Annotated in this window: 22 protein-coding genes and 2 tRNA genes; 13 read left to right on the top strand and 11 right to left on the bottom strand. The window is 63.0% G+C overall.

The window, feature by feature from the left end; translation table 11 throughout:
• Positions 1–214 precede the first annotated feature (214 nt).
• Positions 215–3,592: a hypothetical protein gene (locus tag NKH60_RS17050; RefSeq protein ID WP_352833260.1), complete on the bottom strand. Its 3,378-nt coding sequence runs from the start codon at positions 3,590–3,592 to the stop codon at positions 215–217.
• A gap of 96 nt (positions 3,593–3,688) precedes the next feature.
• Here NKH60_RS17050 and NKH60_RS17055 point away from each other — a divergent pair, with 96 nt between their 5' ends.
• Positions 3,689–4,156, top strand: a complete 468-nt coding sequence (locus NKH60_RS17055) for a peroxiredoxin (protein ID WP_352471944.1) — start codon at positions 3,689–3,691, stop codon at positions 4,154–4,156.
• A gap of 137 nt (positions 4,157–4,293) precedes the next feature.
• Positions 4,294–5,574 (top strand): M23 family metallopeptidase, encoded by a 1,281-nt coding sequence (locus NKH60_RS17060; RefSeq protein ID WP_352833263.1) that lies wholly within the window; start codon positions 4,294–4,296, stop codon positions 5,572–5,574.
• Positions 5,575–5,648: 74 nt separating this feature from the next.
• On the opposite strand, the gene NKH60_RS17065 is transcribed toward NKH60_RS17060, so the two are convergent.
• The gene (locus tag NKH60_RS17065; RefSeq protein ID WP_352501558.1) at positions 5,649–6,440 is read right to left on the bottom strand and encodes an alpha/beta fold hydrolase; all 792 of its coding nucleotides are present in this window, start codon (positions 6,438–6,440) and stop codon (positions 5,649–5,651) included.
• 321 nt (positions 6,441–6,761) lie between these two features.
• Here NKH60_RS17065 and NKH60_RS17070 point away from each other — a divergent pair, with 321 nt between their 5' ends.
• From NKH60_RS17070 to NKH60_RS17095, 6 genes are all read left to right on the top strand, one after another.
• Positions 6,762–7,928, top strand: coding sequence for an ROK family transcriptional regulator (locus NKH60_RS17070; protein WP_352833266.1), 1,167 nt, complete (start codon positions 6,762–6,764; stop codon positions 7,926–7,928).
• Positions 7,925–8,689, top strand: coding sequence for an ATP-binding cassette domain-containing protein (locus NKH60_RS17075; RefSeq protein ID WP_352872773.1), 765 nt, complete (start codon positions 7,925–7,927; stop codon positions 8,687–8,689). Before NKH60_RS17070 ends, NKH60_RS17075 begins: the two co-directional genes overlap by 4 nt.
• A 39-nt stretch (positions 8,690–8,728) precedes the next feature.
• Positions 8,729–9,769 carry a sugar ABC transporter substrate-binding protein gene (locus NKH60_RS17080; protein WP_292663104.1) on the top strand — a complete coding sequence of 347 codons (1,041 nt, stop codon included), beginning with the start codon at positions 8,729–8,731 and terminating at the stop codon, positions 9,767–9,769.
• A gap of 162 nt (positions 9,770–9,931) precedes the next feature.
• Positions 9,932–10,927 (top strand): ABC transporter permease, encoded by a 996-nt coding sequence (locus NKH60_RS17085; protein WP_352833269.1) that lies wholly within the window; start codon positions 9,932–9,934, stop codon positions 10,925–10,927.
• Complete coding sequence (locus NKH60_RS17090; protein ID WP_352766855.1) at positions 10,924–11,694, top strand: SDR family oxidoreductase; 771 nt, start codon at positions 10,924–10,926, stop codon at positions 11,692–11,694. Before NKH60_RS17085 ends, NKH60_RS17090 begins: the two co-directional genes overlap by 4 nt.
• Complete coding sequence (locus NKH60_RS17095) at positions 11,691–12,347, top strand: GNAT family N-acetyltransferase (protein WP_352769713.1); 657 nt, start codon at positions 11,691–11,693, stop codon at positions 12,345–12,347. The genes NKH60_RS17090 and NKH60_RS17095 overlap by 4 nt, the downstream gene beginning before the upstream one ends.
• A 201-nt stretch (positions 12,348–12,548) precedes the next feature.
• On the opposite strand, the gene NKH60_RS17100 is transcribed toward NKH60_RS17095, so the two are convergent.
• The gene (locus tag NKH60_RS17100; protein ID WP_352769716.1) at positions 12,549–13,052 is read right to left on the bottom strand and encodes a hypothetical protein; all 504 of its coding nucleotides are present in this window, start codon (positions 13,050–13,052) and stop codon (positions 12,549–12,551) included.
• A gap of 20 nt (positions 13,053–13,072) precedes the next feature.
• Positions 13,073–13,148 (bottom strand) — tRNA-Val (locus NKH60_RS17105).
• A 217-nt stretch (positions 13,149–13,365) separates the two neighbouring features.
• Between NKH60_RS17105 and NKH60_RS17110 the strand changes: the two genes are divergently transcribed.
• A tRNA-Asp gene (locus NKH60_RS17110) sits at positions 13,366–13,442 on the top strand.
• Positions 13,443–13,535: 93 nt separating this feature from the next.
• On the opposite strand, the gene rbsK is transcribed toward NKH60_RS17110, so the two are convergent.
• The 3 genes from rbsK to NKH60_RS17125 are packed head-to-tail and all read right to left on the bottom strand — an operon-like array spanning position 13,536 to position 16,024.
• Positions 13,536–14,477, bottom strand: a complete 942-nt coding sequence (rbsK, locus tag NKH60_RS17115) for a ribokinase (protein WP_352833274.1) — start codon at positions 14,475–14,477, stop codon at positions 13,536–13,538.
• A gap of 4 nt (positions 14,478–14,481) precedes the next feature.
• Positions 14,482–14,934, bottom strand: coding sequence for an RbsD/FucU family protein (locus NKH60_RS17120; protein ID WP_352471958.1), 453 nt, complete (start codon positions 14,932–14,934; stop codon positions 14,482–14,484).
• A gap of 31 nt (positions 14,935–14,965) precedes the next feature.
• On the bottom strand, positions 14,966–16,024 hold the full coding sequence (locus NKH60_RS17125; RefSeq protein ID WP_352449436.1) for an ABC transporter ATP-binding protein: 1,059 nt from the start codon (positions 16,022–16,024) through the stop codon (positions 14,966–14,968).
• Positions 16,025–16,317: 293 nt separating this feature from the next.
• Between NKH60_RS17125 and NKH60_RS17130 the strand changes: the two genes are divergently transcribed.
• The 3 genes from NKH60_RS17130 to NKH60_RS17140 all read left to right on the top strand — a co-directional run bounded on the left by NKH60_RS17130 (position 16,318) and on the right by NKH60_RS17140 (position 20,163).
• Positions 16,318–17,982 carry an ABC transporter substrate-binding protein gene (locus tag NKH60_RS17130; protein ID WP_023674663.1) on the top strand — a complete coding sequence of 555 codons (1,665 nt, stop codon included), beginning with the start codon at positions 16,318–16,320 and terminating at the stop codon, positions 17,980–17,982.
• 128 nt (positions 17,983–18,110) lie between these two features.
• Positions 18,111–19,232: a carbohydrate ABC transporter permease gene (locus NKH60_RS17135; protein WP_352456633.1), complete on the top strand. Its 1,122-nt coding sequence runs from the start codon at positions 18,111–18,113 to the stop codon at positions 19,230–19,232.
• A 13-nt stretch (positions 19,233–19,245) separates the two neighbouring features.
• Positions 19,246–20,163, top strand: a complete 918-nt coding sequence (locus tag NKH60_RS17140; protein WP_352833277.1) for a carbohydrate ABC transporter permease — start codon at positions 19,246–19,248, stop codon at positions 20,161–20,163.
• A gap of 50 nt (positions 20,164–20,213) precedes the next feature.
• On the opposite strand, the gene NKH60_RS17145 is transcribed toward NKH60_RS17140, so the two are convergent.
• Together NKH60_RS17145 and hxlB are read right to left on the bottom strand one after the other, a co-directional pair.
• Positions 20,214–20,957 (bottom strand): creatininase family protein, encoded by a 744-nt coding sequence (locus NKH60_RS17145; protein WP_352833280.1) that lies wholly within the window; start codon positions 20,955–20,957, stop codon positions 20,214–20,216.
• Between the two features lie 5 nt (positions 20,958–20,962).
• Positions 20,963–21,529, bottom strand: a complete 567-nt coding sequence (hxlB, locus tag NKH60_RS17150) for a 6-phospho-3-hexuloisomerase (protein ID WP_352833283.1) — start codon at positions 21,527–21,529, stop codon at positions 20,963–20,965.
• A gap of 184 nt (positions 21,530–21,713) precedes the next feature.
• On the opposite strand from hxlB, the gene NKH60_RS17155 reads away from it, so the two are divergent.
• The gene (locus NKH60_RS17155; protein WP_352833286.1) at positions 21,714–22,736 is read left to right on the top strand and encodes an aldo/keto reductase; all 1,023 of its coding nucleotides are present in this window, start codon (positions 21,714–21,716) and stop codon (positions 22,734–22,736) included.
• Between the two features lie 74 nt (positions 22,737–22,810).
• Here NKH60_RS17155 and NKH60_RS17160 read toward each other — a convergent pair whose 3' ends face one another.
• Positions 22,811–23,083: an HU family DNA-binding protein gene (locus NKH60_RS17160; protein WP_006201846.1), complete on the bottom strand. Its 273-nt coding sequence runs from the start codon at positions 23,081–23,083 to the stop codon at positions 22,811–22,813.
• Positions 23,084–23,279: 196 nt separating this feature from the next.
• A complete protein-coding gene (gene lon, locus NKH60_RS17165; protein ID WP_352491903.1) occupies positions 23,280–25,691 on the bottom strand; it encodes an endopeptidase La in 2,412 nt (803 codons plus the stop codon).
• Between the last annotated feature and the right edge of the window lie 66 nt (positions 25,692–25,757).

Genomic DNA, 25,757 nt, shown 5'->3' on the forward strand with positions numbered 1-25,757 from the left:
TCGACCCCTCTACCCGCTCAAGTCAAAATGGCAGTCGCGCCATCTCAGAACGAGGCGCCCCTCCCGCGAAGCGGGTTCGTGCATTAGGCGCAAAGCGGCCATTTAGGCCCGGGCGGACGTCAGTCGCCTTTGGATCATGGGCGTGAATTCGCGGGGCGGACGAGCGGCCGCTTAAGATCAAAACTCGGTCGCTCGAGGTAATTGGGTTTTGACCTCAGCGATACTCGAAGATCGACCTGAAAATCCCGGGCGCTATCACCGATAGCGGATTGACCTCCAGGTTCGGCTTGTTGGCGTTGCCCTTGAGCCTGTAGGTGACGCCGATCAGGCCCCGGTCGCGGCCGTTGCCGAGCAGTGCGCCGATCAGCGGCAGTTCGCCGAAGATGCGGTTTACGCCGTAGGCCGGCATGAACGTGCCGGTCATGTCCATATTGTTGTTCTGGTCGTAGAGCGTGCCCTGGAAGGTGGTGCCGATGCGCGAGCCGCGCAGTACGCCGTTGCGCAGCTTGAGATAGCCGCTGCCCTTATCGATCTCGCTGAAACCGCGCTCGAACTTCACCCTCGACGTGTCGAGATTGCCTTTGACCGCCTCGTTGAGGCTGCGGTTGTCGCCGGCCGGCGTCGTCGACACGATCGAGGCGAGCTTCGGCTCGTTGACGACAAAGAAGTTCTTGGCGTCGACCTGGCCTTTCATCGGACCGTCGCCGGCCCCGGTGAGCGCCAGCGTGATCGAGCCGCCTTCCATATGCTCGTAGATGTTGAGGAAGCGCAGTATGGCGCCGGCGTCGGCCGACTTCATGTTGAGCGTGCGCAGGCCGCCGCCGGTCGTGTTGCTGATGGTGATGGCGGCTCCCGAACTTGCCGTGGCGCTCACCTTGAGCCCGTTCACCCGGGACCCTGCGGCGCTGTAGTCGAGTTTCAGATTCGACAGCACCTCGTCGTGGAAGCCGGTCAGGGAGCTGACGTCGGCGCTGACCGAGATCGCATCGACGCCGGTGGTCTTGGTGGCGGTATCGACATCGGACGTGAATTGCTTGATCAGCGAGCGTGCGTCCAGCGCGCTGCCGCTGACCTCGACCGCATAGGCTTTGCCCGACCGCTTCACCGAGACGGCGACGTCGTCGCCCCTGTTCAACGTGACCTTGCTGAACCGGGCCGAGGACAAGGCGCCGTTGACCAGCACGGCGCTGCCGTCGATGGAGAAGGTCTTGCCGTCGAGTTCGAAATTGGACAGCGTCGTGGTGTCGCCGGTCTTCGCCATGGCGAAGACCACCTTGGCGGGAATGCCGGGGCCCTTGCTCCAGCCGGCCCAGGGAATGTCCAGCCTGGCATTGGTCAGGTCGGCCGACACGTTCTGGTTGCCGGTGCCACTCTTGTCGATCGCCACCTTGATGGTTCCGGAAAGCAGCGTCGACAGGCCAGGCATGGCGGTGGCGCGCGTCTTGTCGTCGAGCACCAGCTCCACTTTACGACTGCGCGGCGGGCCGCCATCCCTGAGTGGCTCGATCAGGTCGAGCTCGGCCGGAATGCCGTTGAGCAGCGCCTTGGCCGAGATCACCGCCCGGTCGGGCGCGACCGTGATCGAGCCGTCGGCATGGCTGACCGTCTGGCCCTCGAACGGCTTGCCCAGCGACAGGTCCTTGTAGTCGAGCGCCACCAGCCAATCGAGTTTGGAAGAGTCGACACCGGACTGCAGCGGAATATCGGCCTTGACGTGGCCGGTCACCGTGCCGGACAGGTCGTCCGGCAGCAGGCCGACATGGCGCATGGCGTTGATCGGGTCAAAGGATGCCAGCTCGGCGATTGCCGGCGCCTCGCCGGCGACATCGATGTCGAGCGCGCCGATCACCGGCGGATGGTTCGCCGCCTTGACGGTGAGCGTGCCGTTGCTCGCCGCCACCGTGCGGCCGCTCGGCATATAGACGCTGCCCGACGACAGCGCGACGTCGACGTCATTGCCGTGGAAGCCGACGACGCCGACGGCATCGCGGATCGGCGGAATGCGGCCGGCCGTGTCGAAGCGCGATCCTTCGACCTGGAATCGGCCGAACACTTCATCGGCCGAAAGTGGCACGCCGTTGCCGAGCCGTCCGGGCACGACCTGGAACTGCAGGCTGCCATCGACGACGCGGCCGCCGAACAGGTTCTTGAGCACCCACAGCCTGGCATTGCGCGCCGAAAACCAGGGCCATAATTGCTTGACGTGCGAGACCGGCATGTCGTGGACATTGAGCGCCACCGATATGCCCGGCGCCTGGTTGGCGACGAATGAAACCGAAGCCGTGCCCAGCACTTCGCTGCCCGGTCCGGACCGGACGCCGATCTGCTCGGCGACCAGCTTTTGGCTCGTCGGCTGGTAGACGCCGGCAATACGGGCAATGAAGCTGAGCGCCGGCTCCGGCGAATCCGAAGGCGCCAGGGTCGAACCGTCGCTGGTCAGGTCGTAACGATAGGATGGCTCCTCGCCCGCTGCGCCGGTAGCGGGCTTCGGGCCGATCGAACCGGCGAAATCGAAGGTCGAGCGGCCGGTTTTCACCAGCAAGCTTTCGACCTGGATCTTGTTCGACCCGGCGACGAGCGTCGCATCGAGATCGATGTCGGCCGGAAGCAGGCCGCGCGAACCGAGATTGAGCACCGACCCGGTCAGTGACAGGGCAGCGGTCAGCCGCGAACTGTTGTCGCCGGTCCCTTCCGACCCCGCCAGCTTCAAGGCGATCGCGCCCAATTTGCCGCCTGCTGCCGCAGCTTCGGCATCCGCCGCCTGGATGCTGGCATCCAGCGTGGTGATGCGTCGCGTCGCCGGATCGCGGGTGGCGGAAGCGGCGATGGTAAGTCCCCTGCCGTCGACATCCGCATCGGATGAAAACTCCATGCTTCCCGGTCCCGTCTGCGACACGGAGGCGTCGGCGATGGTGACCGACTTGACCGATCCGGTCTCGGGCAGTGCCAGCTCGACGTTGCGCAGATCGATCTGGCGCATCGAATCCACGCGCACCGCATCGAGCGCGCGGTTGACGTTGGCGAAGACGGCGGCGGAAAGTTTTTCCGGATCGATGAGGCCATCCTGGTTGCGCAGCCCGGCCGTCCAGTCGCCGCCGGACGGCATCGCGGCCATGACGATGTGCGCGTCGGAAATCCGGGCGCTGGTCAGCCGTACCTCGCCCGAAAGCAGCGGGATCAGCCGGATGCCGAAGCGGACCCGGCCGGCATCGGCCATCGGTTTGCCGTCGGCGGTCTTGAGGCTGACGTCGCTGACCTGCAGCGCAATGAAGCTCGACCCGTCAAGCGTCAGCCGGGCCGGCCCGACGGCAACGTCGACATCGAAGCCGGCCAATCTCTCGATTGCCGTTTCGGCTTCCGCGCGAAGCCGCTCCGAGCCGAAGCCGGACACGCCGATCGCGTAGACGCCGGCGCCAGCCAGCAGCACAAGGGCGACAAGGCCGGCAAACAGCCGCGCCATCAAACGGACGCCGCGACCGATCGACGCCTGGCCGAGCGGCGGGACGCGGCACGCGGACGGAAAGGTTCCCAGGTCGGTGATCTCGTCACGCCTGAACCTGATCTTCTCGTGCTGCGGTAGCTCCTGATCCACGCAATCTTCCGTTGAAACGAATTCGATCGTGGACGAATCCCCGCTCGACATTATATCGATGCAGCCTGGCGCGTAACCTCAAACAAGGGCATCGGTATGGCTGGCCTCGACGTGGGCGATGTTGCGCCGCAGTTCGATCTTCCGCGCGACGGCGGCGGTTCACTCAGCCTCGCCGCATTGCTGGGAAAACCCATCGTACTCTATTTCTACCCACAGGACGACACCACAAGCTGCACCAACGAGGCGATCGGCTTTTCGCAGTTGAAGCCGGAGTTCGAAAAGGCCGGCGCTGTCGTCATCGGGCTCTCGCCGGACAGCGTCAAGAAACATGACAAATTCAAGGCGAAATACGATCTGAGCGTCAACCTTGTCGCCGACGAAGAGCGCAAAGTGATCGAGGCTTACCATTTGTGGGTGGAAAAGAAGCTCTACGGCCGCACCTATATGGGCGTCGAGCGGGCGACGTTCCTGATCGGCCGGGACGGACGCATCGCCAGGATCTGGCGCAACGTCCGCGTCAAGGGGCACGCCGAAGAGGTGCTGGAGGCGGTTCACGCCCTTTGAGAGCTGCGCCAGGCCGCTGTAATTCGATACCCGTTTTGCGCGAAGACCTTTGCCTGTCGTTCGATCGGCAAAACTTTGTTAACCCTAATAATGTGTAATCAGGCTTGTCGTTGGTGTCGTAACGAAAGCTTGGTCCCGTGAACGTAGCCAGTCAGTCAGCGGTCTTCGGCAGACGCAGAGAGCCCCACACGGTCATCATCGCCCGGGGCGACCAGATAAGGCATTTCACCATACGCCCGTGGCTGGCTGCATTTTGCGGCTCGGCGCTGGCGGCGGTCGTCATCGGCTACCTGCTGGCGACCTCCTATCTGGTGCTGCGCGACGATCTAATCGGCGCCACGACGGCGCGGCAGGCGCGCATGCAGCAGACCTACGAAGACCGCATCTCGGCACTGCGCAGCCAGGTCGACCGCATCACCAGCCGCCAGCTACTCGATCAGCAACTGATGGAAACCAAGGTCAGCGAGCTGCTGGAACGGCAGAGCCAGCTCAGCCTGCGTCACGGCCGTCTCGGCCCGATCCTCGAACGAGCCGAAAACGAGGTCGCAACGCCGCCCATGCCGACGGCAAAGCCGGACGAACATGCCGACGCGACCGGCAGCATCCAGCCGATGGCCTATTCCGTCGCCAGCCTTGCTGCCCCCCTTCCCAGCAACGACACCAGGCCGTTCTCGCTGTGGTCGACCCGCGCCGATCCGCTGCCGAGCGAAAGCGCGGCCGACCGGGCAGACAAGCTCTTCGTTTCGATCAACAACTCGCTGAAGGCCATCGAGAGCCAGCAGCTCACCCGCATCGCCACACTTGCCGACAATGCCTACAAAAGCGCCGACGCGATTTCGCAGGCGCTCGAGGCCGCCGGCCTGCCCGTCGACAGCGAATTCGAAAAGAGCGACGTCGGCGGCCCGCTGATACCACTCGACAGCTCGTTGGTCTTCGACAGCAAGGTCAAGGAGTTGGACGAGGCTCTTGACGCGCTGGATCATCTTAAAAAGGAAGCGCGCCGGCTGCCGCTCGCCAACCCCGCCCCCGGCCGCAGCGTCACCAGCCCGTTCGGCGTGCGCACCGACCCCATCCTCGGCACGGCCGCCTTGCATTCCGGCATGGATTTCAGGGCGCCGGTCGGTGTGCCGGCCAAGGTCACGGCAGGCGGCGTCGTCGTCAAGGCCGGCTGGAACGGCGGCTACGGCCGCATGATCGAGGTCGACCACGGCAACGGTTTTGTAACGCGTTACGGGCATCTCAGCGAAATCGACGTCGCCGTCGGCCAGAAGCTCGATGCCGGAGACGTCATCGGCAAGACCGGCAACAGCGGCCGCTCGACCGGCCCGCACCTGCACTACGAGGTCCGCCACAATGGCGAGGCGATCGATCCGCTGCGCTTCCTGACCGTCGGCAAGAAGGTCGAGCGGTATCTGTAGAGCCGGCGATTCATTCGGCGTGAAGCCTGTCGCGCGCCAACCGCCCGCCAGGCAATATCAGAGATAGATCGCTTTCAGCCCTCAGCAGCAGCCATGAACGCGCCGAGCCGCCGGTTGAACGGCTCACCGGTCTGCTGAACGCTGTGCCCCGCGCCGGCGATCACGGCACGATCGGCACCAAGCACGTTTTCGAGCACGTCGCAGACGGCGTCGAATGCTGCGCTGTGCCCGCCGGATACCACCAGTTTCGGGAACGGCGCATCGGCAAGTTGCCGAAGCGGAATTTCGGCCTCCCATGGCCCGCGTTCGACGACGAGCATGGCCGCGCCTTGCGCGAGCGGGGGCGGCAGCGGGTCTGGCAATTGTATCGCCGAGCCGACCAGATGGAGAAACTGGCGCAAGAAAAGCGCGGGATCGTCGCGCGGTCCGCTTTGCCAGTGGGTCTTCAGGCGCGTCACGAGTTCATTGACGGCAACATCCTCGCGCGCAAGGTCAAAGGCCGGCGGCTCGATCACCGTGAGCGAACGGATTGCTCGCGGGCGCATCGCTGCTGCAAGAAGAGAGATGACGCCGCCATAGGAATGCCCGACCAGATGGACGCGGCTTTCGCCCCAGAGGTCATGCGTCCGATCGAGGAATCCGGCGACCAGTCTGGCGTCGACGACGAAATCCTCGCGTTCGGCAGGGGAACTTGATCCGTATCCCGGCCGGTCGACCACAACCAGCTTCCAGCGCTCCGCAAGCGGTTGCTGCGCGGACCACGTCATCATGCCGTTCGTGACGCTGCCGTGGACGAACAGAACCGGCGGCCCGTCGCCCCGCACCTCATAGCCGAGATCAATCCCGTCGAGGGTCAGCTTCGGCATCGCATCTCCTCCCGCAGACCGGCGAGAGGAAGTATGCTCCCCGCAACGGAAAGGCGCAACGAACTCCGATCCCTGGCCGGCTCACAGCCGGTTCCGAAATGGGCTTCAGGGCGCTGATCGGAATGCCGGCCAAGGTCATGCCCGGCGTCCCGTCCAGCCGGTGGCGCTTCATGCTGGAAAATTGCCAGAGTTGGCCCATCCGCCGGCGGGCGCGAATCCGCCGGCGTTAAAAGGACCTTGGCCACAGGCGAATTATTTTTGAATTCCATTTGACTGAATAAATCTTCAGTGCCAGTCTGGCCTCTCTCGAGGGCACAAGGCATGGCACTGCGGGGAACCAATCAGGAGTTCGGGCGGCCGTATAACCGGCGCATCGTGCTCGAATCCATCCGCCTTCACGGACCGATCGCCCGCGGCGATATCGCCAGGCGGGTCGGACTCACCGTGCAGACGGTGTCAACCATCGTTCGCGAGCTGGAAGAGCACGGTTACGTGCTGTCGCTGCGCGAAGAGCCCAAGGGGCGCGGCCTGCCACCGGCAACGCTGCGCATCAATCCGGAAGGCGGCTATGCCGTCGGCATCCACGTCACCCCGCTGGGCATCAATGCCGCCCTGATCAACCTAAGCGGCGATGTTATCGAGAGCACCTACCGCGAAGCCCCAAATGCAACGCCCGACCACGCTTTCGAGCTGATCGGCGCCATGGTGCTCGAATTGACGGCATTGCGGCCCGGTGGCCGCGTTCTCGGCATTGGCATGGCGCTGCCCGGACCGTTCGGCGTGGAGTCCATGAGCTTTGTCGGGCCGACCACCATGACCGGCTGGAAGGATGTGGCGCTGCGCGAGCGGCTGGCCGCCTCGACCGGACTGCCGGCCTTTTTCGAAACCGATATGGCGGCGGCTGCTATCGGCGAGCGCCTCTACGGCCTCGGAACGGCATATTCCGAGTATTACTATCTTTATTTCGGCGTCGGTCTCGGCGGCGTCATGGTGCATGACGGGGCGGCATTGCGCGGCGCCTGGGGAAACGCCGGTGAAATCGGCCACATTCCCGCAGTGCCAGGCGGGGAGCCCTGCCCGTGCGGCAATCGCGGCTGCCTCGAACGGTATCTCTCGCTCGAGGCGCTGCGGCGCCGCAACATCGCCGACGCCGAGTGGGTGAGCGAGATTGCGCCGATCTTCCGCAACGCCGTCACCATCATCGAAAACCTGTTCGATCCCGAAACCATCATCCTCGGCGGGCTGGCGTCCACCGAGCTGCTCGAAAGGCTTGCCGGCGCGGCCGTGCACCTGCCCAATTCGGTGTCGGCGCGAAGCGATCGCACGACGCCCCGCGTCAGCGTCGCGCGCGGCGGCCAGCATGCGGTGTTGCGCGGCGCCGCCGCGCTTGCCGTCTCAGGAGTGCTTTCGCCACGCTTCGGCCAGATCTTCACCGCCGAGCGCGAACGCGGACGAGATCTCTTGCATAACAAGGGGATCGCAGCATGAGCGAACCGCTGCTGGTGCTCGACAACGTAGCCAAGAATTACGGCGCCATCAAAGCGCTGAAAGGCATCAGCTTTTCGATCGACAAGGGCGAAGTGGTGGCGCTTCTGGGCGACAACGGCGCCGGCAAATCGACGCTGGTCAAGATCATTGCCGGCGGCCTCGAGCCGACCTCCGGCCGCATGCTGTTCGAAGGCAAGGAATTCCTGGCCAAATCTCCCGCCGAGGCCAAGGCCGCGGGGATCGAGACGGTCTACCAGGACCTGTCGCTTTGCACCAATGTCGACGTGGTCGCCAATTTCTTCATGGGCCGCGAGATCACCAGGAAGGTTCTCGGCATTCCGGTGCTCGACGAGCGCGCCATGGAGCAGGTGGTGCAAAAGGCGCTGGCCAGCGCCGGCACCCGCATTCCCTCGCTTCGCACCAATGTCGAGCATCTTTCCGGCGGCCAACGGCAGGCCATCGAGCTCAACCGGTTCGTGCATTTTGGCGGCAAGCTGGTGCTTCTCGACGAGCCGTTCGCGGCGCTCGGTGTCGAGCAGACGCGGCGCGGCCTCGACATGATCCGCCAGGTGGCGAGCCAGGGCATCGGCGTCGTCATCATCACCCATATCATGCAACAGGCCTTCCAGGTCGCCGACCGGATCGTGGTGATCCGGCAAGGCGTCGTGGCGGGCGATGTCGCACGCAACAAAACAAGTCCCGACGCGGTGATCAACATGATCACCGGAGAGACGCTCGCCGGTGCCGGACCGGCGAGCTGAGGGACAAATGAGGGGTCCGGCGCAAGAGGAGCGAACGACATGAAGAAAATACTTCTTTCCGTCTTCGGTATCCTGGCACTGGCCTTTGCCACGCTCACGCCGGCATTCGCCCAGTCCAAGGGCACCGTCTACTACATGGTGCCGACATTGCTCGATGAGTTCCAGACCGGCTCGGTGAGCGCGCTGGAACTGTTCCTGAAGCAGGTCGGCTACGAGATGAAGACGTTGAACGCCGACAACAAGACCGACGCTCAGCAATCGCAGATGAACGACGTCATCGCGCTGAAGCCGGCGGCGATCATCCTTGCCGCCGTCGATTTCAATGCGCTGAAACCGTCGATCGAGGCGGCCCGTGCCGCCGGCATCCCGGTCGTCGAGTTCGACCGCCAGATCACCTCGACCCCGTCCGACTTCACCTCGGTGGCCGGAACCGTCGAGATCGGCTACGTCGCCGCCGACCAGGCGCAAAAGCTCCTGACCGCGAAGAACGGCTCGGTGAAGGGCAAGATCCTGCAGGTGCTCGGCGATCCGGGCGATCCCTACACGCTCGACATCCAGAAGGGTTTCGAGGAGAAAATGAAGGCGTTCCCGGACGTCAAGATCATCTCGCTGCCGGCCATGCAATGGGCGGCGGATGCAGCCGGGACCATCGTGAACGACCAGTTGCTCGCCAACCCCGACATCGACCTGATCTTCAGCCATGCCGCGCATCTTTCGGTCGCTGCCGTCGCCTCGCTCGAGGCCGCCGGCAAGAAGCCGGGCGACGTCATGCTGATGAGCTCGAACGGCGCTCCGGTCGGCCTCGACTTGATCCGCAAGGGCTGGCTCAACGTCGAAGTCGAGCAGCCGCTCTACGCCCAGGCCGCGGCGGTCGCGATGTTCATGGACAAGGTGGTCAACAAGCAGGAGATCAAGCCCGGCGAATATGATGTGCTTGGCCTGAAATCAACCCTGACCAAGGAAGCGTGGGGACCGAACATCAAGATCCCCGGCGCTGCGATCACCAAGGAAAATGTCGATAACCCGGCCTTCTGGGGCAACATGAAGCCGCCGACCGAAACCATAAAGCCGGTCGAATAGCGAACTCGCCAGAAGCTCCGGGCCATGCCGGCCCGGAGCCCAGCCCTGCAGCCCGGGTGCGTTCAAACGGACGCGCGCGGGAATGCTGCAGCAATTTTCAACCACGCCTGATAGTCCGAAAACCGAGTGGTTTTTCGGGGTCGGCGCCAACCGGATCCTGAGATGAACCCCCGCACGCGCCAAACCCTCGAGTTCATCCTCGACAATCTTGTCTGGTTCATGCTGGTCTTCGTGCTGGTGGTCTTTTCCATCCTTATCCCGAACTACTTCCAACTCGGTATCTTCGCCAACATCATCGAGGCGTCGAGCGTGCTCGGCGTAATGTCGATCGGCCTGGCGCTGGTCATCATCGCCGGCCATATGGACCTGTCGGTCGAATCGGTCGCGGCGCTCAGCGCCATGGCGGTCGGCATCCTGTTCTGCTCGTCGGGCATCGGCCTTGGCATCCAGTTGCAGCCGCAATGGCTGATGGTTCCGGTTTCGCTGCTCATCGCGCTTGCCGTCGGCGGCCTCATCGGCGCCTTCAACGGCGTCCTCGTGGTCAAGGTGAAGATGAGCGCCTTCATCATCACGCTGGCGTCCTACATCTGGGTGCGCGGCCTGGTGCTGGTTATTTCCGGTGGCCGCTCGGCACAGGACCTGGCGCCGGCAATCCGCTGGTTCGCCATCCAGCGCCTGGGTGGTCTGCCGCTGACTGCCTGGATCGCCATTGCGTGCTTCGTGGTGTTCTCGCTGATCATGGCCAAGACGCCCTTCGGCCGGCACCTGGTCATGATCGGCGGCAACGAGACGGCGACCTTTCGCGCCGGCATCCGCGTCAACCGCAACCTGGTCATAGCCTTCGTTCTCGCCGGCGCCATCGCCGGCCTTGCCGGTTGGCTGCTGGCGATCCGTACCTCCGGCGCGACAGCTAATCTCGGGGTCGGCCTGTTGTTCAATGCCTTCGCCGCGGTCGTCATCGGCGGCGTCAGTCTGAAGGGCGGCGTCGGCACCTTGCCCGGCGTCTATGCCGGCGTGCTGCTGCTCTCGGCCATCAACACGGCGATCAATTTGATGGGCCTGCCGGCCAACTTCACCCAGGTGATCCATGGCGTGCTGGTGCTTGCCGCCGTGCTGCTCGATGCGTTCAAGCAGACGATACGCCAGAGGCTGGCATGACCGGCCGTCTGGAAGACAAAGTCGCGCTGATCGTTGGAAGTGCGCGCGGGATCGGCAAGGGCATCGCACGACGCTTTGCCGAAGAGGGCGCGACGCTTGTCCTGGCCGATACCGAGGCTGAGGTCGGGCAAGCGACTGCGGACGAGCTCGGTGCCGCCTTCATACGCACCGACATCTCGCAGATGGCCGATGCCGAGGCCGCTGTTGCACTGGCGCTCGACCGTCACGGCCGGCTCGACATCATGGTCCAGAACGCCGGCATCTATCCCTGGCAATTGCTGGAAAACACCAGTCCCGACGATTGGGACCGGGTCATGGCGGTAAACTTGCGCGGCAGCTTCATCGCTGCTCGCGCCGCACTGGTGCCGATGAAGGCACAGCATTTTGGCCGCATGCTGTTCACCTCCTCGATCACCGGCCCGCATGTCACCAGCCCCGGCCACGGCCATTATTCAGCGACCAAGGCCGGCATCAATGGGCTGATCCGTTCGGCTGCGCTCGAATTCTCGGGCTACGGCATTACAGTCAACGGCGTCGAGCCCGGCAACATCCTGACCGAAGGCATAGAGCAGCATCGCGGTGCGGCCTTCATCAAGAACATGGAAGACGCCATCCCGCTCGGCCGTCTCGGCAGCCCGCGCGATGTGGCCAATGCCTTCCTGTTCCTAGCCTCTGACGATGCCAGCTACATCACGGGCACGACCATCATCGTCGACGGCGGGCAGCTTTTGCCCGAGGGCAAGGATTTCCGGCTGCTGCCGCCATGATCCTCGATTTCGGCGGCGGTTTCTTCCTGCGCCGGGCGACCACCGCCGATCGTGCAGCGCTTGCGATGATCTGTCTCAAGACCGGCGATGCCGGCAAGGACGCCAGCGGCCGCGAGGACGACCCGGAACTGCTCGGCCTCCTCTACACCATTCCCTACCAGGTGCTCGAACCCGAGCTGGCCTTCATTATCGATAGTCCCGCAGGTGCGGCCGGCTACCTGCTTGGCGCGGCCGATACGGGCGCTTTCAATGCCAGCCTGGCATCAGACTGGTATCCCGACCTTCAGCGGCGCGTGGCAGACCCCGGACCCGACAGCTCGCGCTGGCGCGGCAGCGACTGGGCGCGGCATCGGGTCCATCGTCCCGATTTCGCTGTTCCGCCTGCGCTGACCGCCTATCCGTCGCATGGCCATATCGACCTGTTGCCGCAAGCGCGCGGGAAAGGCATCGGCCGGCGCGCGATGGCCTTCCTCGAGCAGGGGCTTGCCGCGAGCGGCTCGACCGGCATCCACCTCGAAGTCATGCCGGAGAACGATGGTGCGCTAAGGTTCTACAAGGCGATTGGATTTGAGGTGGTGCAGGACGCTGATTCATCGAAGCGTTGTGTTTATGTGGCGAAACGGATTGCTCACGCTCCGGCGATTGCAGGCTGATCTGCGACAGGCCAATCGCCCAAGTTGCAAAGAACCGGGAGGCCTATGGACGTACAATGCTGCCGTTCTGCAGCAGCCAGTTGCCCCGCGTGAACACCTTTGCCGCGGGAACGAAACCTTCGTCGCGTGCTCCACCGCAGACACGAAAGTCACCAGCATCAACACGGTGCGGGGCTAATCCGAGTGTTGGCGGAGCGTCTACTAGTGCAGTATGGGCGGCAGGGGAACATCCGCGACCGTTCCCCCGGCCACAATCGAGAGCACATAAAGCAGATAAATGGCTAATACCAACAGGGCGAGGAATGAACCGCTGGCAAAGACTCCTGCAACCGCGGCGTCGGGATAAGCTTCGACTTGTTCTTTCTTGAAGGTGTCTTCTTCGTTACGGGTTGTCTTCACAATCCGTTCGCCTGGAAGCCGGTTTTTTTCAGCTTCCTTCGATATCTTATCCGCGAGATCTCCTGCGATCACGGGATCGTCCGGAAGATGACTCGCAAGCCATCCAGGAATATTTTCGCTCCCGCCCATGCCCATACGCAATTGAGATACTGCAAGTTGTAGCTTTCGGCAATCGTTTCCCTCATGAGAGGCAAGCAGATCAGACTTAAGTCCCTGCGGAAAGACAGTTTGAATCAGACCAAAGTCCGAGTAGCACAGTGGTCGGATGCGTCTCACCTGGCGATCAGCTTGAGCGGTGTAGCCCAAACTGAACACATCGAGGAAAATGGTGGGCGATGACGGGCTCGAACCGCCGACATCTTCGGTGTAAACGAAGCGCTCTACCAACTGAGCTAATCGCCCGCTCCGGGCCGGACCTTTAAGCAGTTAGGACCGGCTTCGCAAGGCCAAATGAGCGGCCAGTGGCTTGGCCGGGAGCCGGTTTCGGCAACAAAGTTCGGCTTGTCAAAAAACCTTCTGCTGTTTGCTGTTATGCTGTCCGGGTCCGCTTGACACCCGGTGGCTTACCCCTTATCCACCGCCCCAACGACGAACACGGCTGACACGTGTTCGTCCATGCGCGGGTGTAGCTCAGTTGGTTAGAGTGCCGGCCTGTCACGCCGGAGGTCGCGGGTTCGAGCCCCGTCACTCGCGCCATTTCTCCTTTGGGGTCACGTCCCCTGGTGTCGGAGAAATGTCGACGTTGATTTGTCAAAAACCGTCGTCGTTCATGATGTAATCCATACGGTCTCACCCCTCGGCGAGCAGCGCCTCGACCTCCTGCAGCGTCGGCATGGACGGGGCGGTGCCTGGGCGCGTCACCGAGATGCCGGCGACGGCGCAGGCGAAGCGCACCGCTTCCAGAGGTTCGATCCCCCTCGACAGCGCGGCAGCCAGGCCGCCGTTGAAGGCGTCGCCCGCGCCTGTGGTCTCGACCACCGGGCCGGCGGCGACCGCTGCGACATGCTCGGAACGATCGGCCGTGTGCAGCAGCGCACCGTTTTCGCCAAGCGTCACGATGACTGCCCCAACGCCCTTCTCAAGCAGGCTGTCGGCGGCACGGCGGGCGTCGTCGATCGAGGACACCTTGATGCCGGTCAGTTCCTCGGCCTCGGTTTCGTTCGGCGTGACATAGTCGCAAAGCGTGTAGATGCGGTCCGGAAGCCTGGCCGCGGGCGCCGGGTTGAGGATGGTGGTCACCCCTGCCCCGCGCGCGATCTCCAGCGCCCGCAGCGCCGCCTCGATCGGCTGTTCGAGCTGGGTGACGAAAACGCCGGCCGCGCGGATCAGGCCGGCATTTGCCTCGATATCGGCGGGCGAGATCAGCATCGCCGCACCCGGACTGACGATGATCGCGTTGTTGCCGCTCGTCTCCTCGACGAAGATATAGGCGGCACCGGTGTAGCTTTCCGGTGTGTCGATGACGGCGCTCTTCACGCCGGCGTGCGACCAGGTCTGTCTCGCCATATCGGCAAAGGGGTCGACGCCGAGGCGGGTAAGAAAGGTGACGTCGGCGCCGAGCCGGCCGGCCGCCACCGCCTGGTTCGAGCCCTTGCCGCCGGGGCCGAGCGTGAAGGACGTGCCCAGGATCGTCTCGCCCATGCGCGGCTGGCGGGCGGCGCGGTAGGCCGTATCGGCGACGAAGACGCCCAATATGACAACCGGCTTCATGACGATCGGATTCGCCGGCATCCCGCTACTCCGCATCCGGTGGCACGACGCCCTTGCGGAACGCAAAACAGCCATAGAAGCGGCGCTCGCCGGTCTGGATGACGCAATAGGCCTTCTTGGCGCGTTCGTAGAAGGCGTAGCGCTCGACCGAGATCATCGGCCAGGCCTTGCCCTCGGCGGCATCGATCTCTTTTTGCACTTCCTTCTGCACGGCGGGAATGTCGTCCGGCTTGCCGACGATCTCCATGCGCGCGGCGGCATCGTCGACGAAGGTGTCCAGCGGATAGAGCGACAGTACCGCCTTGACCACGTCGGCCGCCGACGCATCGATGCGCAGTAGCCGGCCAAGCACGGTCTGGCGCGCCACCGAATCGGACGGGAAATTGGTGTCGGCGATAATCAGATCGTCACCGTGGCCCATCGCCCGCAGCGCCTGCAGCACATCGGCATTGAGCAGCGGATTGATTCCTTTGAGCATGGTATTCCTCGCGAAGTTTGCTGGGGCGAAATCAGAGACGCTTGCCGGTCTCTGCGTCGAAGAGATGCACCTGGTCGAGCCGCGGTTTCAGGTGCAGTGTGTCGCCCGGCTTGAAGTCGTGGCGCTCACGGAACAGCGCCACCATCTCGCCCTCGCCGAAGCGCAGGAACACCAAAGTCTCGGAACCGGTCGGCTCGACCACCGAAATCTTCGCCGGAACACCATCGGGATGGATTTCGAGGTGCTCGGGCCGCACGCCGTAGACGACATTACGGCCATCCTCGACGGCACTGGTCGCCGCAATCGGGAACGGCGTCCCGGCGATCTCGACGACGGGCTTGTCGCCCTTGCGCACGACGCCCTTGAGCAGGTTCATCGAGGGCGAGCCGATGAAGCCGGCGACAAACAGGTTGGCTGGCCGGTCGAATAATTCCAGCGGCGCGCCGACCTGTTCGATGCGACCGTCGCGCATCACCACGATCTTGTCGGCCATGGTCATGGCCTCGATCTGGTCGTGGGTGACGTAGATGGTGGTGGTCTTCAGCCGCTGGTGCAGTTCCTTGATCTCGGTGCGCATCTGGACACGCAGCTTGGCGTCGAGATTGGAGAGCGGCTCGTCGAAGAGGAACACCTGCGGGTTGCGCACGATGGCGCGGCCCATGGCGACGCGCTGGCGCTGGCCGCCAGAGAGCTGGCGCGGATAGCGCTTGAGGTAGGGATTGAGGTCGAGGATGTCGGCGGCGCGCTTGACCCGCTCAGTGACCACCGCCGGGTCGGTTTTGCGCAGCTTGAGAGCAAAGGCCATGTTCTGCTCGACCGTCTTGTGCGGATAGAGCGCGTAGTTCTGGAACACCATGGCGATGTCGCGCTTGGCCGGCGGCAAATGGTTGACGATGCGCTCGCCGATGGCGATGGTGCCGCCGGAGACCGTTTCCAGCCCGGCCACCATCCTCAGCAGCGTGGACTTGCCGCAACCGGAAGGCCCGACCAGCACCACGAACTGTCCGTCGGCGATGTCGACGCTGACATCGTGCAGAACCTTGACGGTTCCGAACGCCTTGGCCACATTGCGGATCGCGACTTGAGCCATCATTCCCCCTTCAGTTGCCGTGAAGCTAAACAACGCAAACGGCTAGGGCAAGTCAGTCTCTTATAGATAAAAAACCCATTCACGTTGACACCGCACTTCGTTGTGCGAATAGTGACAGTGCCCGGCTTATGACCCTGTTCCGGGCGCACCGGTACGCTTGTCCGGCACTGAATGCCAAGCGTCGCGGGAGGGAGAATTCGGGCCGCTATTTACCGGAGTCGCTGTCGTTGGGGAACATAATCGGCGCTCCACCATCTGAACCAATTCACAATTGACCTTCTGGGAGGAACGAAATGAAAGTCAGCCTTTATAACCAACTTGTCCGCGCCGGGGCCACCCGCCGCGACGTGCTGAAGGGAGCGGCCAGCATGGCCGCCCTCGCGGCGGCCTCAAGCGCCGGACTTGGTGCGCTGACGCGCACGGCTGCGGCCGCCGACGACCTGCGCGCGCAGATCCTGCAGATTCCGGGTGTCGGCAAGGGTCAGCCGACCGATGCCGATTTCCAGCAGGTCGGCGAGCTTTGCCTGGGAGCCACCAAGGCCAATGTCAAGGAAGGCGAATTCGCCGGCGTCGAACTCACCTTCATGGGCCTCAACAACCAGAACCTGCACAATGTGCTGTTTCGCGGCTTCCTGAAGCCGTGGGAGACCTATACCGGCGCCAAGATCAACTGGATCGACCTGGCGCAGGCTGACTACAACGCCCGCCTGCAGCAGTCGATCGCGACCGGCACCGTCGATTTCGACATCATCGAAATGGGGGCACCGTTCGAAGGCGACGTCTGCGGCAAGGGTCTCACCTCCGAGATGCCGGACTGGGTCAAGGACCAGATCGACATGAAGGATGTCGTGGCCTATCTGCAGCCGCCGGTGGGCACATGGGACGGCAAGCAATATCGCGTGACCGTTGACGGCGACGCACATAATTTCAACTACCGCACCGACGTGTTTGCCGATGCCGACCTCGCCAAGGCCTGGAAGGACGGCGGCGGAGAAGGCGAATGGGGCGTGCCGAAGACCTGGCAGCAGGTGCAGGCGGTGACGAAATTCCTCAAGGGCAAGCAGGTGAAGGGCCAGGATGTCTTTGGCTACCTCGATGCGCCCAAGCCCTGGGGCGGTTTCGGCTTCTATTTCCTCGGCAGCCGCGCCAGCGCCTACGCCAAGCATCCCGATGACAAGGCCTGGCTGTTCGATGCCGACACGATGAAGCCGCGCGTCAACAATCCGGCATGGGTGCGGGCGATCCAGGACGTCATCGATGCCCTGCCCTCCGAACCTGCCGACCAGATCAACGCCGACCCGAACACCACCGCCTTCCAGCAATTCTTGGCAGGCACCGGTTCGATGGTTACCTGGTGGGGCGACGTCGGTTCGAACGTCAAGACCAACGATTCCTCGGTCGTCGGCGACATCACCGGCTTCTCGATCCTGCCGGGCTCGGACGATGTCTACAACTCCAAGACCGGCCAGTGGGACAAGCTCGCCAGCGGCCCGAACCATGCGCCGAACTGCGCCTATCTCGGCTGGGGCGTTTACGTCATGGCCCGCGTCGACAGCGACGAAAAGAAGAAGAAGGCGGCATGGTCTGCCGCTGCCCATCTCGGCGGCAAGGACCTGTCGCTCTGGTGCGCGGCCTATCCGTCGGGTTTCCAGCCCTATCGCAACTCGCATTTCAACATTCCGGAATGGGTGGCGGCGGGCTACGACGAGGCGTTCATCACCTCGTATCTGAAGTCGGAAGCCGACAGCTACAACCATCCCAACGCGGCGATCGAGCCGCGCATCCCCGGCATATTCCAGTACTACAGCGCCGCCGAGGACATTTTGGCCAACACCTTTGCCGGCAAGATGAAGGCGCAGGAAGGCGCCGACGCCATCGCAGCCGCCTGGGAGAAGCTGACCGACCAGATCGGCCGCGACAAACAGGTCAAGCTCTACAAGGCCTCGCTCGGCATGTAGGCTGAGATCGTGAAACCTGGTCCGGCGGCGCACAGCCGCCGGACATCCGCTTGACCGGCCCGGCCTCGATCGGCTCGGCCGGTCATCGAGCCTCCTGTGAACAGGCAAGACGCGTGGCTGACCGGACCCTGGCTGACCAGACTTTGTCGACAAGTGAATGGCCGGCAGGCGCCGTGCCATCCGACCTGATTCCGCGGAGCCGCAAACGGCTTGGCTGGGCGCTGATGGCTGCTGCGACGCTCGGCCTTCTGGCGGTGATCGCGCTGCAAATCCTCTACAAGAGCGAGGTCGACACTATCGGCTTCGACACCTGGCGGCCGGTGGTCTATGCCTACGTGCTGTGGGGTGTCGCGCTCGGCATCGGCCAGGTGCTGACGCGCGGCGAGGACGGCCAGCGCGCGCTGTTCCTGCTGCCGGCGCTGCTGTTTACCATTGCCATGGTGATCTTCCCGACGCTATTCGGCTTCTACATCGCGCTGACCGACTGGAACCTCAGTTCCTTCAGCGGACGGCAGTTCAACGGGCTCGACAATTTCTGGCAGATGCTGAACGACGCCTATTATCGCAACGCGCTGTTCAACATGGTGCTCTACGTGCTGGCGGTGTTCGTCGAATATGTCATCGCCTTCGGCCTGGCGCTGCTGCTCAACGCGCAGATTAGGGCACGAAAATTCTTCCGCGTCGTGTTTCTCATGCCGCTGATGCTGTCGCCGGTGGCGGTGTCGTGGATGATCGGCAAGTCGCTGATGGAATACCGCTTCGGGCCCGCCGCGACGCTGGCGCGCCACCTCGGCTGGGAAAACCCGGCCTTCTTCTCCAACCCGATCACCGCCCGCATCTCGATCATGGTGCTCGACGCGTGGACGTTCATCCCGTTCATGATGATCATGCTGCTCGCCGGCCTGCAGGCGATGTCGCGCGAGGTGCTCGAGGCAGCGCGTGTCGATGGCGCCACTGCCTGGCAGACTTTCTGGCAGGTCACCTTCCCGCTGATGCTGCCGGTGTCGGTGACAGCGGTCATCCTGCGCATCATCTTCAAGCTGAAGCTCGCCGATATCATCATCACCGTCACCTCCGGCGGGCCGGGCGGCGCGACCGATTCGGTGTCCAGTTTCATCTACCGCGAATATCGCGACCGTTCGAACGTCGGCTACGGCACGATGCTGGCGATGGCCTATTTGATCATCATCATCGTGTTCGTGACCTGGCTGCTGAAGTTCGCCAGCCGCTTCGTGCGCAACGTCAACTGATCGGGCCGGCAAGATGAGCGTTCAGACCACCGACTATGCCGCTTCCGAAATCCGCTCGCCGGCGAGCTTCCTCGCTAACCGCGTCTTCATCTATGGCGCGCTCATCTTCTGGGCTTTCATCTGCCTGTTCCCGATCTATTGGACGATAACCACTTCGTTCAAGACCGCGGTCGACGTCACCCAGGGCCATCTGATCCCGTTCGTCGACTTCCGGCCCGACTGGAAAGGCTGGCGTTCGCTCGGCCTGTCGCCGGACTCGATCTTTCGGACGTCGACGGTCCGCGACGAATTCATCAAGCGTTTCATGAATTCGGTCATCACTTCGGTCGGTGCGTCGACCCTCGCCATCGTCATCGGCAGCCTCGCCGCCTACGGGCTGACCCGCTATCGTTACAAGTTTGCCTGGTTCAGGAACGAGGATATTTCCTTCTTCTTCCTGTCTCAGCTGATCCTGCCGCCGGTGGTTTTGGCCTTGCCCTTCCTCGTGCTTTACCGGGAGGTCGGCCTGCTCGACACACGCGTCGGGCTGATCCTGCTCTATACGCTGATGGTGCTGCCGATCGTCATCTGGATCATGCGAGACCAGTTCAACTCCATCCCGGTGGAGCTGGAGGAGGCAGCACTCGTCGACGGCCTGTCGATCTGGGGCGCCTTCTTGCGCATCGTCATGCCGATCGCGCTGCCGGGCATGGTCGCCGCCTTCATCCTGGCGATGGTGCTGTGCTGGAACGAGTATTTCTTCGCAGCGCTTTTGACCTCGACCGACGCAAAGACCATTCCTGTCATGGTGGCCAGCCAGACCGGCTCACAAGGCATCAACTGGTGGTCGATGGCAGCGCTTGCCACCGCCGCCATCACGCCGCTCGCCGTCATCGGCATCGCGCTCGAGCGTTACCTGATCATGGGCATGACAGCGGGCGCGGTGAAATAACTGCGCCGGCTCTCCCTTCTCCCCTTGTTGCGGGAGAAGGGAAAAGCGCGCTAACCCGAAAGTGTTGCTCGCAAATGCTCGAGGATCATGGCAACCCCTTTTTGCCCCAATTCCGCCGAAGCTTCGGGCGCACTTGCCGTGTACCAGCCGGTGTTGTCGGCGAAGCGGCCGGCATCCACCGCCTCCGGGCACAGCGCCAGCATCAGCGACGTCTCGCCGATGCCGGCATGGTCGAACGGGTACTGGCTGTGCAGTGAGGCCGGCATCAGCGGATGCACCTGCACCCAGTTGAAGAAATTGCTGCCCTCGGCGTGTTCGGCATAATAGTCAGCCATCGCCGCAGAGCCCCACCAGCCTTCGCCACGTTCTTTCTCCAGGAAGCGGAAGATCGCCTGCCGGCCGGCGGCCTTGAAGGCGAGATCGGTTGGCATGCCGGCGGCAAAATTTTCGGTCTGGTGGTGAATGATGGCGTGGATGTTGCGGAAGCCGATGCGCAGCAGGCTATAGAACAGTTCTTCCGCGAATGGCGCCAGCACATTGCCGCCGACCTGCAGCGAACCACTGCCCTCCGGTGCTGCAACGGCATAGCTCGCCGCGCCGTAATAGAAGGGCGGCAGAATGACGATTTCGGCTTCTTTTTCGAACAGTTCCAGGCTCTTGACCACCGCCAGCGTGTCCATGCCGACGGCCATGTGCTCGCCGTGATATTCAAGCACACCCAGCGGCAACACGACCGGCCGGTTTTCGGCGATCACCTTGCGTATCTGATGCGGCAGCATCAATTCGTAGCGCATGACACCTACTCCATATTGGTGTGGCGGGCGCGCATCGCTTCCGCCGAGACGCCGGTCAGGTCCCTGAGCTTCAGCACCATCACTTCGAAGAGGACGAACAGCACGCCTTCGAAAACCGAGCCCATCGGCAGGACGGATGTCTTTTCGGGACCCTGGTCGTCGGCCATGGTCTGAGCCGGGATAAGCAATGTGAAGTCGGCCAGCTTTGCGGCAGTGCTGTCGGCTTGCGCGGTGAGCAGCAGGACTGTGGCACCGGCCTCGCGCGCGACCTGCATCAAGGTCAGCACCGTCGACGTCTCACCGGGGCCGGAACTGGCGAGGAAGACATCGCCCTCGCCCAGCGGCGGCGTGGTCATGTCGCCGACGACCGACACCGGCAGACCGAGATGATAGAGCCGCATGGCAAAACCCTTGACCTGCAGCGCCTCGCGGCCGCAGCCATAGGTGACGATCTTTTTCGCACCGGCCAAGATGGCGCAAGCGGCGTCGATGCGGCTTGCGTCGATACGCTCCAGCACGGTGCCAAGCTCGTTCAGCGCAATCCCAAACAGGTTTTCGCCGGCGTCTGTCATGACATTTGCACCAGCCTGCCGGTGCCGGAGAACCATTTGAATATCTTAGTCACCTTTGCCCCGAACAGCTTGTTTTCATTCATGCTATCACCGCGAAAATCGGTGTCCAACGACACGCAGTGCTTTTGATGCGCTACAGCCGTGATAGTGTCACGGCAAATCGTGAATGAGGAAACGACGACATATGAAGACACGGCATTTCGACCGCATCGGCAATGGCGGCATCACCTTCACCGAGCTCGGCTTCGGCACCGCACCGCTCGGCAATCTTTACCGCGCCGTCCCCGACGAGGATGCCAATGCTACGCTGGAGGCGGCATGGCGGGTCGGCTGCCGCTACTTCGACACCGCGCCGCTTTATGGGCTAGGCCTAGCCGAAACGCGGCTCAATCCGTTCCTGCGTTCGAAGAAGCGCGACGACTACGTGCTGTCCAGCAAAGTCGGGCGCATAATGCGCGCCTGCCCGCCGGAACAGCGCACCGGCATCGGCAAATTCTTCGACACCCCATCGCGCCGAGAGGTCTACGATTACAGCTATGACGGCGTCATGCGCTCCTTCGAGGCCTCGCTGGAACGGCTCGGCGTCGACCGCATCAACATCCTCTTCGTGCACGATGTCGACATCTTCACCCATGGCAGCAAGGAAGCCTCGGACCAGCGCATCCAGGAATTCATGAGCTCCGGCTACTACGGATTGCTGGCATTGCGCGACCAGGGCGTGATCAAGGCATTCGGCGGCGGCATCAACGAGTGGCAGGTTGCCCAGACGCTGGCCGAGCGCGGCGATTTCGATCTGTTCCTGCTTGCCGGGCGTTACACGCTGCTGGAGCAGGAAGCGCTGCAGTCTTTCCTGCCGCTATGCCAGCAACGCGGCATCGGCATCGTTCTCGGCGGGCCTTACAATTCCGGCATCCTGGCAACCGGGCCGAAGCCCGGCGCCTACTACAATTATTCGGAGGCGCCGCAGGACATCATCGACCGCGTCACCCGCATCGAGGCCGTCTGCAGACGCCACGGCGTGCGCCTGATCGAGGCGGCGCTGCAGTTCCCGCTGCTGCATCCTTCCGTCGTCTCGGTAATCCCCGGCGGCCAGCGGCCGGGCGAAGTCGAAAGCAATCGCTCCCTGCTCGACGCAAAGCTGCCATCGGCGCTGTGGACCGATCTCAAGAAAGAAGGCTTGATGCGCACGGACGCGCCGACGGCATAGCGCCGCCTTTTCCAACAGAAAAGAAAAACCGGATATGCCGGCTTTTCTTTTCTCTGAAAGACTTAAGGAGGCGCCTAGTTGACCGCGTCCTTGAGGCCCTTGCCGGCCGAGAACTTCGGCACGGTGCGCGCCGGGATCTTCACTTCCGCACCGGTCTGCGGATTGCGGCCGGTCGACGCGGCGCGTTTTGACACGGTGAAATTTCCGAAGCCGACAAGCCGGACATCGCCGCCCTTTTTCAGTTCGCCGGTGATGACGGAAAACACCGCATCAACCGCCGACTGCGCGTCACCCTTCGAAATACTCGCGGCATCGGCGACAGCGGACACCAGTTCGTTCTTGTTCATAAAAATTCCCTTCCATGAGAAAACCGGAACACTCGACTCATCCGGCAGGAAACGGACTTTAGAAAGAAGCGCTCCGGCAACCAAGTCGAAAAGCGCCGGGAAAGTCGAAAAAAGCCCGGAAATCCGCGGTTCTTCACATGAAAAAGCCGGGCTCAAGGCCCGGCTCTCTCTTTGTGCATTGCAACTTTAGCAAGCACTAATGCGCCAGCGATTTACCAGCCTCGTCTCCGACATCGACCACGGCCGGCGCATTGACGGGTTCGACCCACTGGATCGGTTCCGGCATGCGCACCAGCGCATGGCGCAACACTTCGCCAACCCGTGAGACCGGAATGATCTCCATGCCGCTCTTCACGTTCTCCGGAATCTCCGCCAGATCCTTGGCGTTCTCTTCCGGAATCAGCACCTTCTTGATGCCGCCGCGGAGTGCGGCAAGCAGCTTTTCCTTAAGGCCGCCGATCGGCAGCACCCTGCCGCGCAGCGTGATCTCGCCAGTCATCGCCACATCGGCCCTGACCGGGATACCGGTCAGCACCGAGACGATCGCCGTCGCCATCGCCACGCCAGCCGACGGTCCGTCCTTCGGGGTTGCACCCTCCGGCACGTGGACGTGGATATCGCGCTTGTCGAACAGTGGCGGCTCGACGCCGAAATCGATGGCCCGCGAGCGGACATAGGACGCCGCCGCCGAAATCGATTCCTTCATCACGTCGCGCAGATTGCCGGTCACGGTCATGCGGCCCTTGCCGGGCATCATGACACCTTCCACCGTCAACAGCTCGCCGCCGACTTCCGTCCAGGCGAGCCCGGTGACCACGCCGACCTGATCGTCGCTCTCGACCTGGCCGAAGCGGAAGCGCGGAACACCAAGGTAATCGGCAAGATTGTCCGCCGTGATGTTGATCGTCTTCTTCTTCGTCTTCAGGATCTCGGTCACCGCCTTGCGCCCGAGCTTCATCAGCTCGCGCTCCAGGCTTCTGACGCCCGCTTCACGGGTGTAGGTCTGGATGATGCCGCGGATCGCGTCCTCGCCGACGGAGAACTCCTTCGGTTGCAACGCGTGGTCGCGGATCACCTTGGGCATCAGGTGACGCTTGGCGATCTCGATCTTCTCGTCCTCGGTGTAGCCGGCGATGCGGATGATCTCCATGCGGTCCATCAAGGGCGCAGGGATGTTCAGCGTGTTCGCCGTCGTCACGAACATCACGCTCGACAGGTCGTATTCGACCTCGAGGTAATGGTCCATGAACGTCGAGTTCTGCTCGGGATCGAGCACCTCGAGCAAAGCCGATGACGGATCGCCGCGGAAATCCTGGCCCATCTTGTCGATCTCGTCGAGCAGGAAGAGCGGGTTGGATTTCTTCGCCTTCTTCATCGACTGGATGACCTTGCCGGGCATCGAGCCGATGTAGGTGCGGCGGTGACCACGGATCTCGGCCTCGTCGCGCACGCCGCCCAGCGCCATGCGGATGAACTCACGGCCGGTCGCCTTGGCGATCGACTTGCCGAGCGAGGTCTTGCCCACGCCGGGAGGTCCGACGAGGCACAGGATCGGCCCCTTCAGCTTCTTCTGGCGGCTCTGCACAGCGAGATATTCGACGATGCGGTCCTTGACCTTGTCGAGGCCGAAATGATCGGTATCGAGCACATTCTGGGCAAAGGCCAGGTCCTGCTTGACCTTGGAGTTCCTGCCCCACGGGATCGACAGCAGCCAGTCGAGATAGTTGCGCACGACGGTCGATTCAGCCGACATCGGCGACATCGTCCGCAGCTTCTTCAGCTCGGCTTCCGCCTTTTCGCGGGCCTCCTTGGAGAGCTTGGTCTTCTTGATCCGCGCCTCGATCTCGGCGGCCTCGTCGCGGCCGTCCTCGCCCTCGCCGAGCTCCTTCTGGATCGCCTTCATCTGCTCGTTGAGGTAGTATTCGCGCTGCGTCTTCTCCATCTGGCGCTTGACGCGCGAGCGGATGCGCTTCTCCACCTGGAGCACCGAGATTTCGGCTTCCATGAAGCCCATCGCCTTTTCCAGCCGTTCCTTCACGGACAGCGTGGCGAGCATCTCCTGCTTCTCGGGGATCTTGATGGCAAGGTGCGAAGCGACCGTGTCGGCGAGCTTGGAATAGTCGTCGATCTGGCTGGCAGCACCCACCACTTCGGGCGAGATCTTCTTGTTCAGCTTGACGTAGTTCTCGAAGTCGGTGACCACGGAACGCGCCAGCGCCTCGACCTCGACCTCTTCCTCATCCGGTTCGACCAGCGCCGCAGCACGGGCTTCATGGAAATCGGGACGGTCGGTGAACGCGACGATTTTCGCGCGCGAGGCACCTTCGACCAGCACCTTCACGGTGCCGTCCGGCAGTTTCAGCAATTGCAGCACATTGGCGAGCGTGCCGATGTCAAAGATGGCATCGGGCTCCGGATCGTCGTCGGCGGCATTCATCTGGGTCGCGAGCAGGATCTGCTTTTCCTGACCCATCACTTCTTCCAGCGCCTTGATCGACTTTTCACGCCCGACGAAGAGCGGAACGATCATGTGCGGGAACACCACGATGTCGCGCAGTGGGAGGACTGCGAAGACGCCGTCGCTGGGAGCCTTGGATAATTTGGCCATTGTCCAACCTTTCATGTCGCGGCCGCCAATCGGCCAACCGCGAATCTCATATTAACGACCGGGGAT

Source organism: Mesorhizobium sp. M1006 (assembly GCF_040318825.1).
Taxonomy (GTDB): Bacteria; Pseudomonadota; Alphaproteobacteria; order Rhizobiales; family Rhizobiaceae; genus Mesorhizobium.

Excerpts from the sequence above, each read along its gene's own strand:
- NKH60_RS17130 (WP_023674663.1), top strand. The coding sequence starts at position 16,318 with ATGAAAGTCAGCCTTTATAACCAACTTGTCCGCGCCGGGGCCACCCGC.
- NKH60_RS17080 (WP_292663104.1), top strand. The coding sequence starts at position 8,729 with ATGAAGAAAATACTTCTTTCCGTCTTCGGTATCCTGGCACTGGCCTTT.
- hxlB (WP_352833283.1), bottom strand. The coding sequence starts at position 21,529 with ATGACAGACGCCGGCGAAAACCTGTTTGGGATTGCGCTGAACGAGCTT.
- lon (WP_352491903.1), bottom strand. The coding sequence starts at position 25,691 with ATGGCCAAATTATCCAAGGCTCCCAGCGACGGCGTCTTCGCAGTCCTC.
- NKH60_RS17070 (WP_352833266.1), top strand. The coding sequence starts at position 6,762 with ATGGCACTGCGGGGAACCAATCAGGAGTTCGGGCGGCCGTATAACCGG.
- NKH60_RS17155 (WP_352833286.1), top strand. The coding sequence starts at position 21,714 with ATGAAGACACGGCATTTCGACCGCATCGGCAATGGCGGCATCACCTTC.
- NKH60_RS17065 (WP_352501558.1), bottom strand. The coding sequence starts at position 6,440 with ATGCCGAAGCTGACCCTCGACGGGATTGATCTCGGCTATGAGGTGCGG.
- NKH60_RS17160 (WP_006201846.1), bottom strand. The coding sequence starts at position 23,083 with ATGAACAAGAACGAACTGGTGTCCGCTGTCGCCGATGCCGCGAGTATT.
- rbsK (WP_352833274.1), bottom strand. The coding sequence starts at position 14,477 with ATGCCGGCGAATCCGATCGTCATGAAGCCGGTTGTCATATTGGGCGTC.
- NKH60_RS17140 (WP_352833277.1), top strand. The coding sequence starts at position 19,246 with ATGAGCGTTCAGACCACCGACTATGCCGCTTCCGAAATCCGCTCGCCG.
- NKH60_RS17120 (WP_352471958.1), bottom strand. The coding sequence starts at position 14,934 with ATGCTCAAAGGAATCAATCCGCTGCTCAATGCCGATGTGCTGCAGGCG.
- NKH60_RS17145 (WP_352833280.1), bottom strand. The coding sequence starts at position 20,957 with ATGCGCTACGAATTGATGCTGCCGCATCAGATACGCAAGGTGATCGCC.
- NKH60_RS17075 (WP_352872773.1), top strand. The coding sequence starts at position 7,925 with ATGAGCGAACCGCTGCTGGTGCTCGACAACGTAGCCAAGAATTACGGC.
- NKH60_RS17090 (WP_352766855.1), top strand. The coding sequence starts at position 10,924 with ATGACCGGCCGTCTGGAAGACAAAGTCGCGCTGATCGTTGGAAGTGCG.
- NKH60_RS17125 (WP_352449436.1), bottom strand. The coding sequence starts at position 16,024 with ATGGCTCAAGTCGCGATCCGCAATGTGGCCAAGGCGTTCGGAACCGTC.
- NKH60_RS17055 (WP_352471944.1), top strand. The coding sequence starts at position 3,689 with ATGGCTGGCCTCGACGTGGGCGATGTTGCGCCGCAGTTCGATCTTCCG.
- NKH60_RS17085 (WP_352833269.1), top strand. The coding sequence starts at position 9,932 with ATGAACCCCCGCACGCGCCAAACCCTCGAGTTCATCCTCGACAATCTT.
- NKH60_RS17095 (WP_352769713.1), top strand. The coding sequence starts at position 11,691 with ATGATCCTCGATTTCGGCGGCGGTTTCTTCCTGCGCCGGGCGACCACC.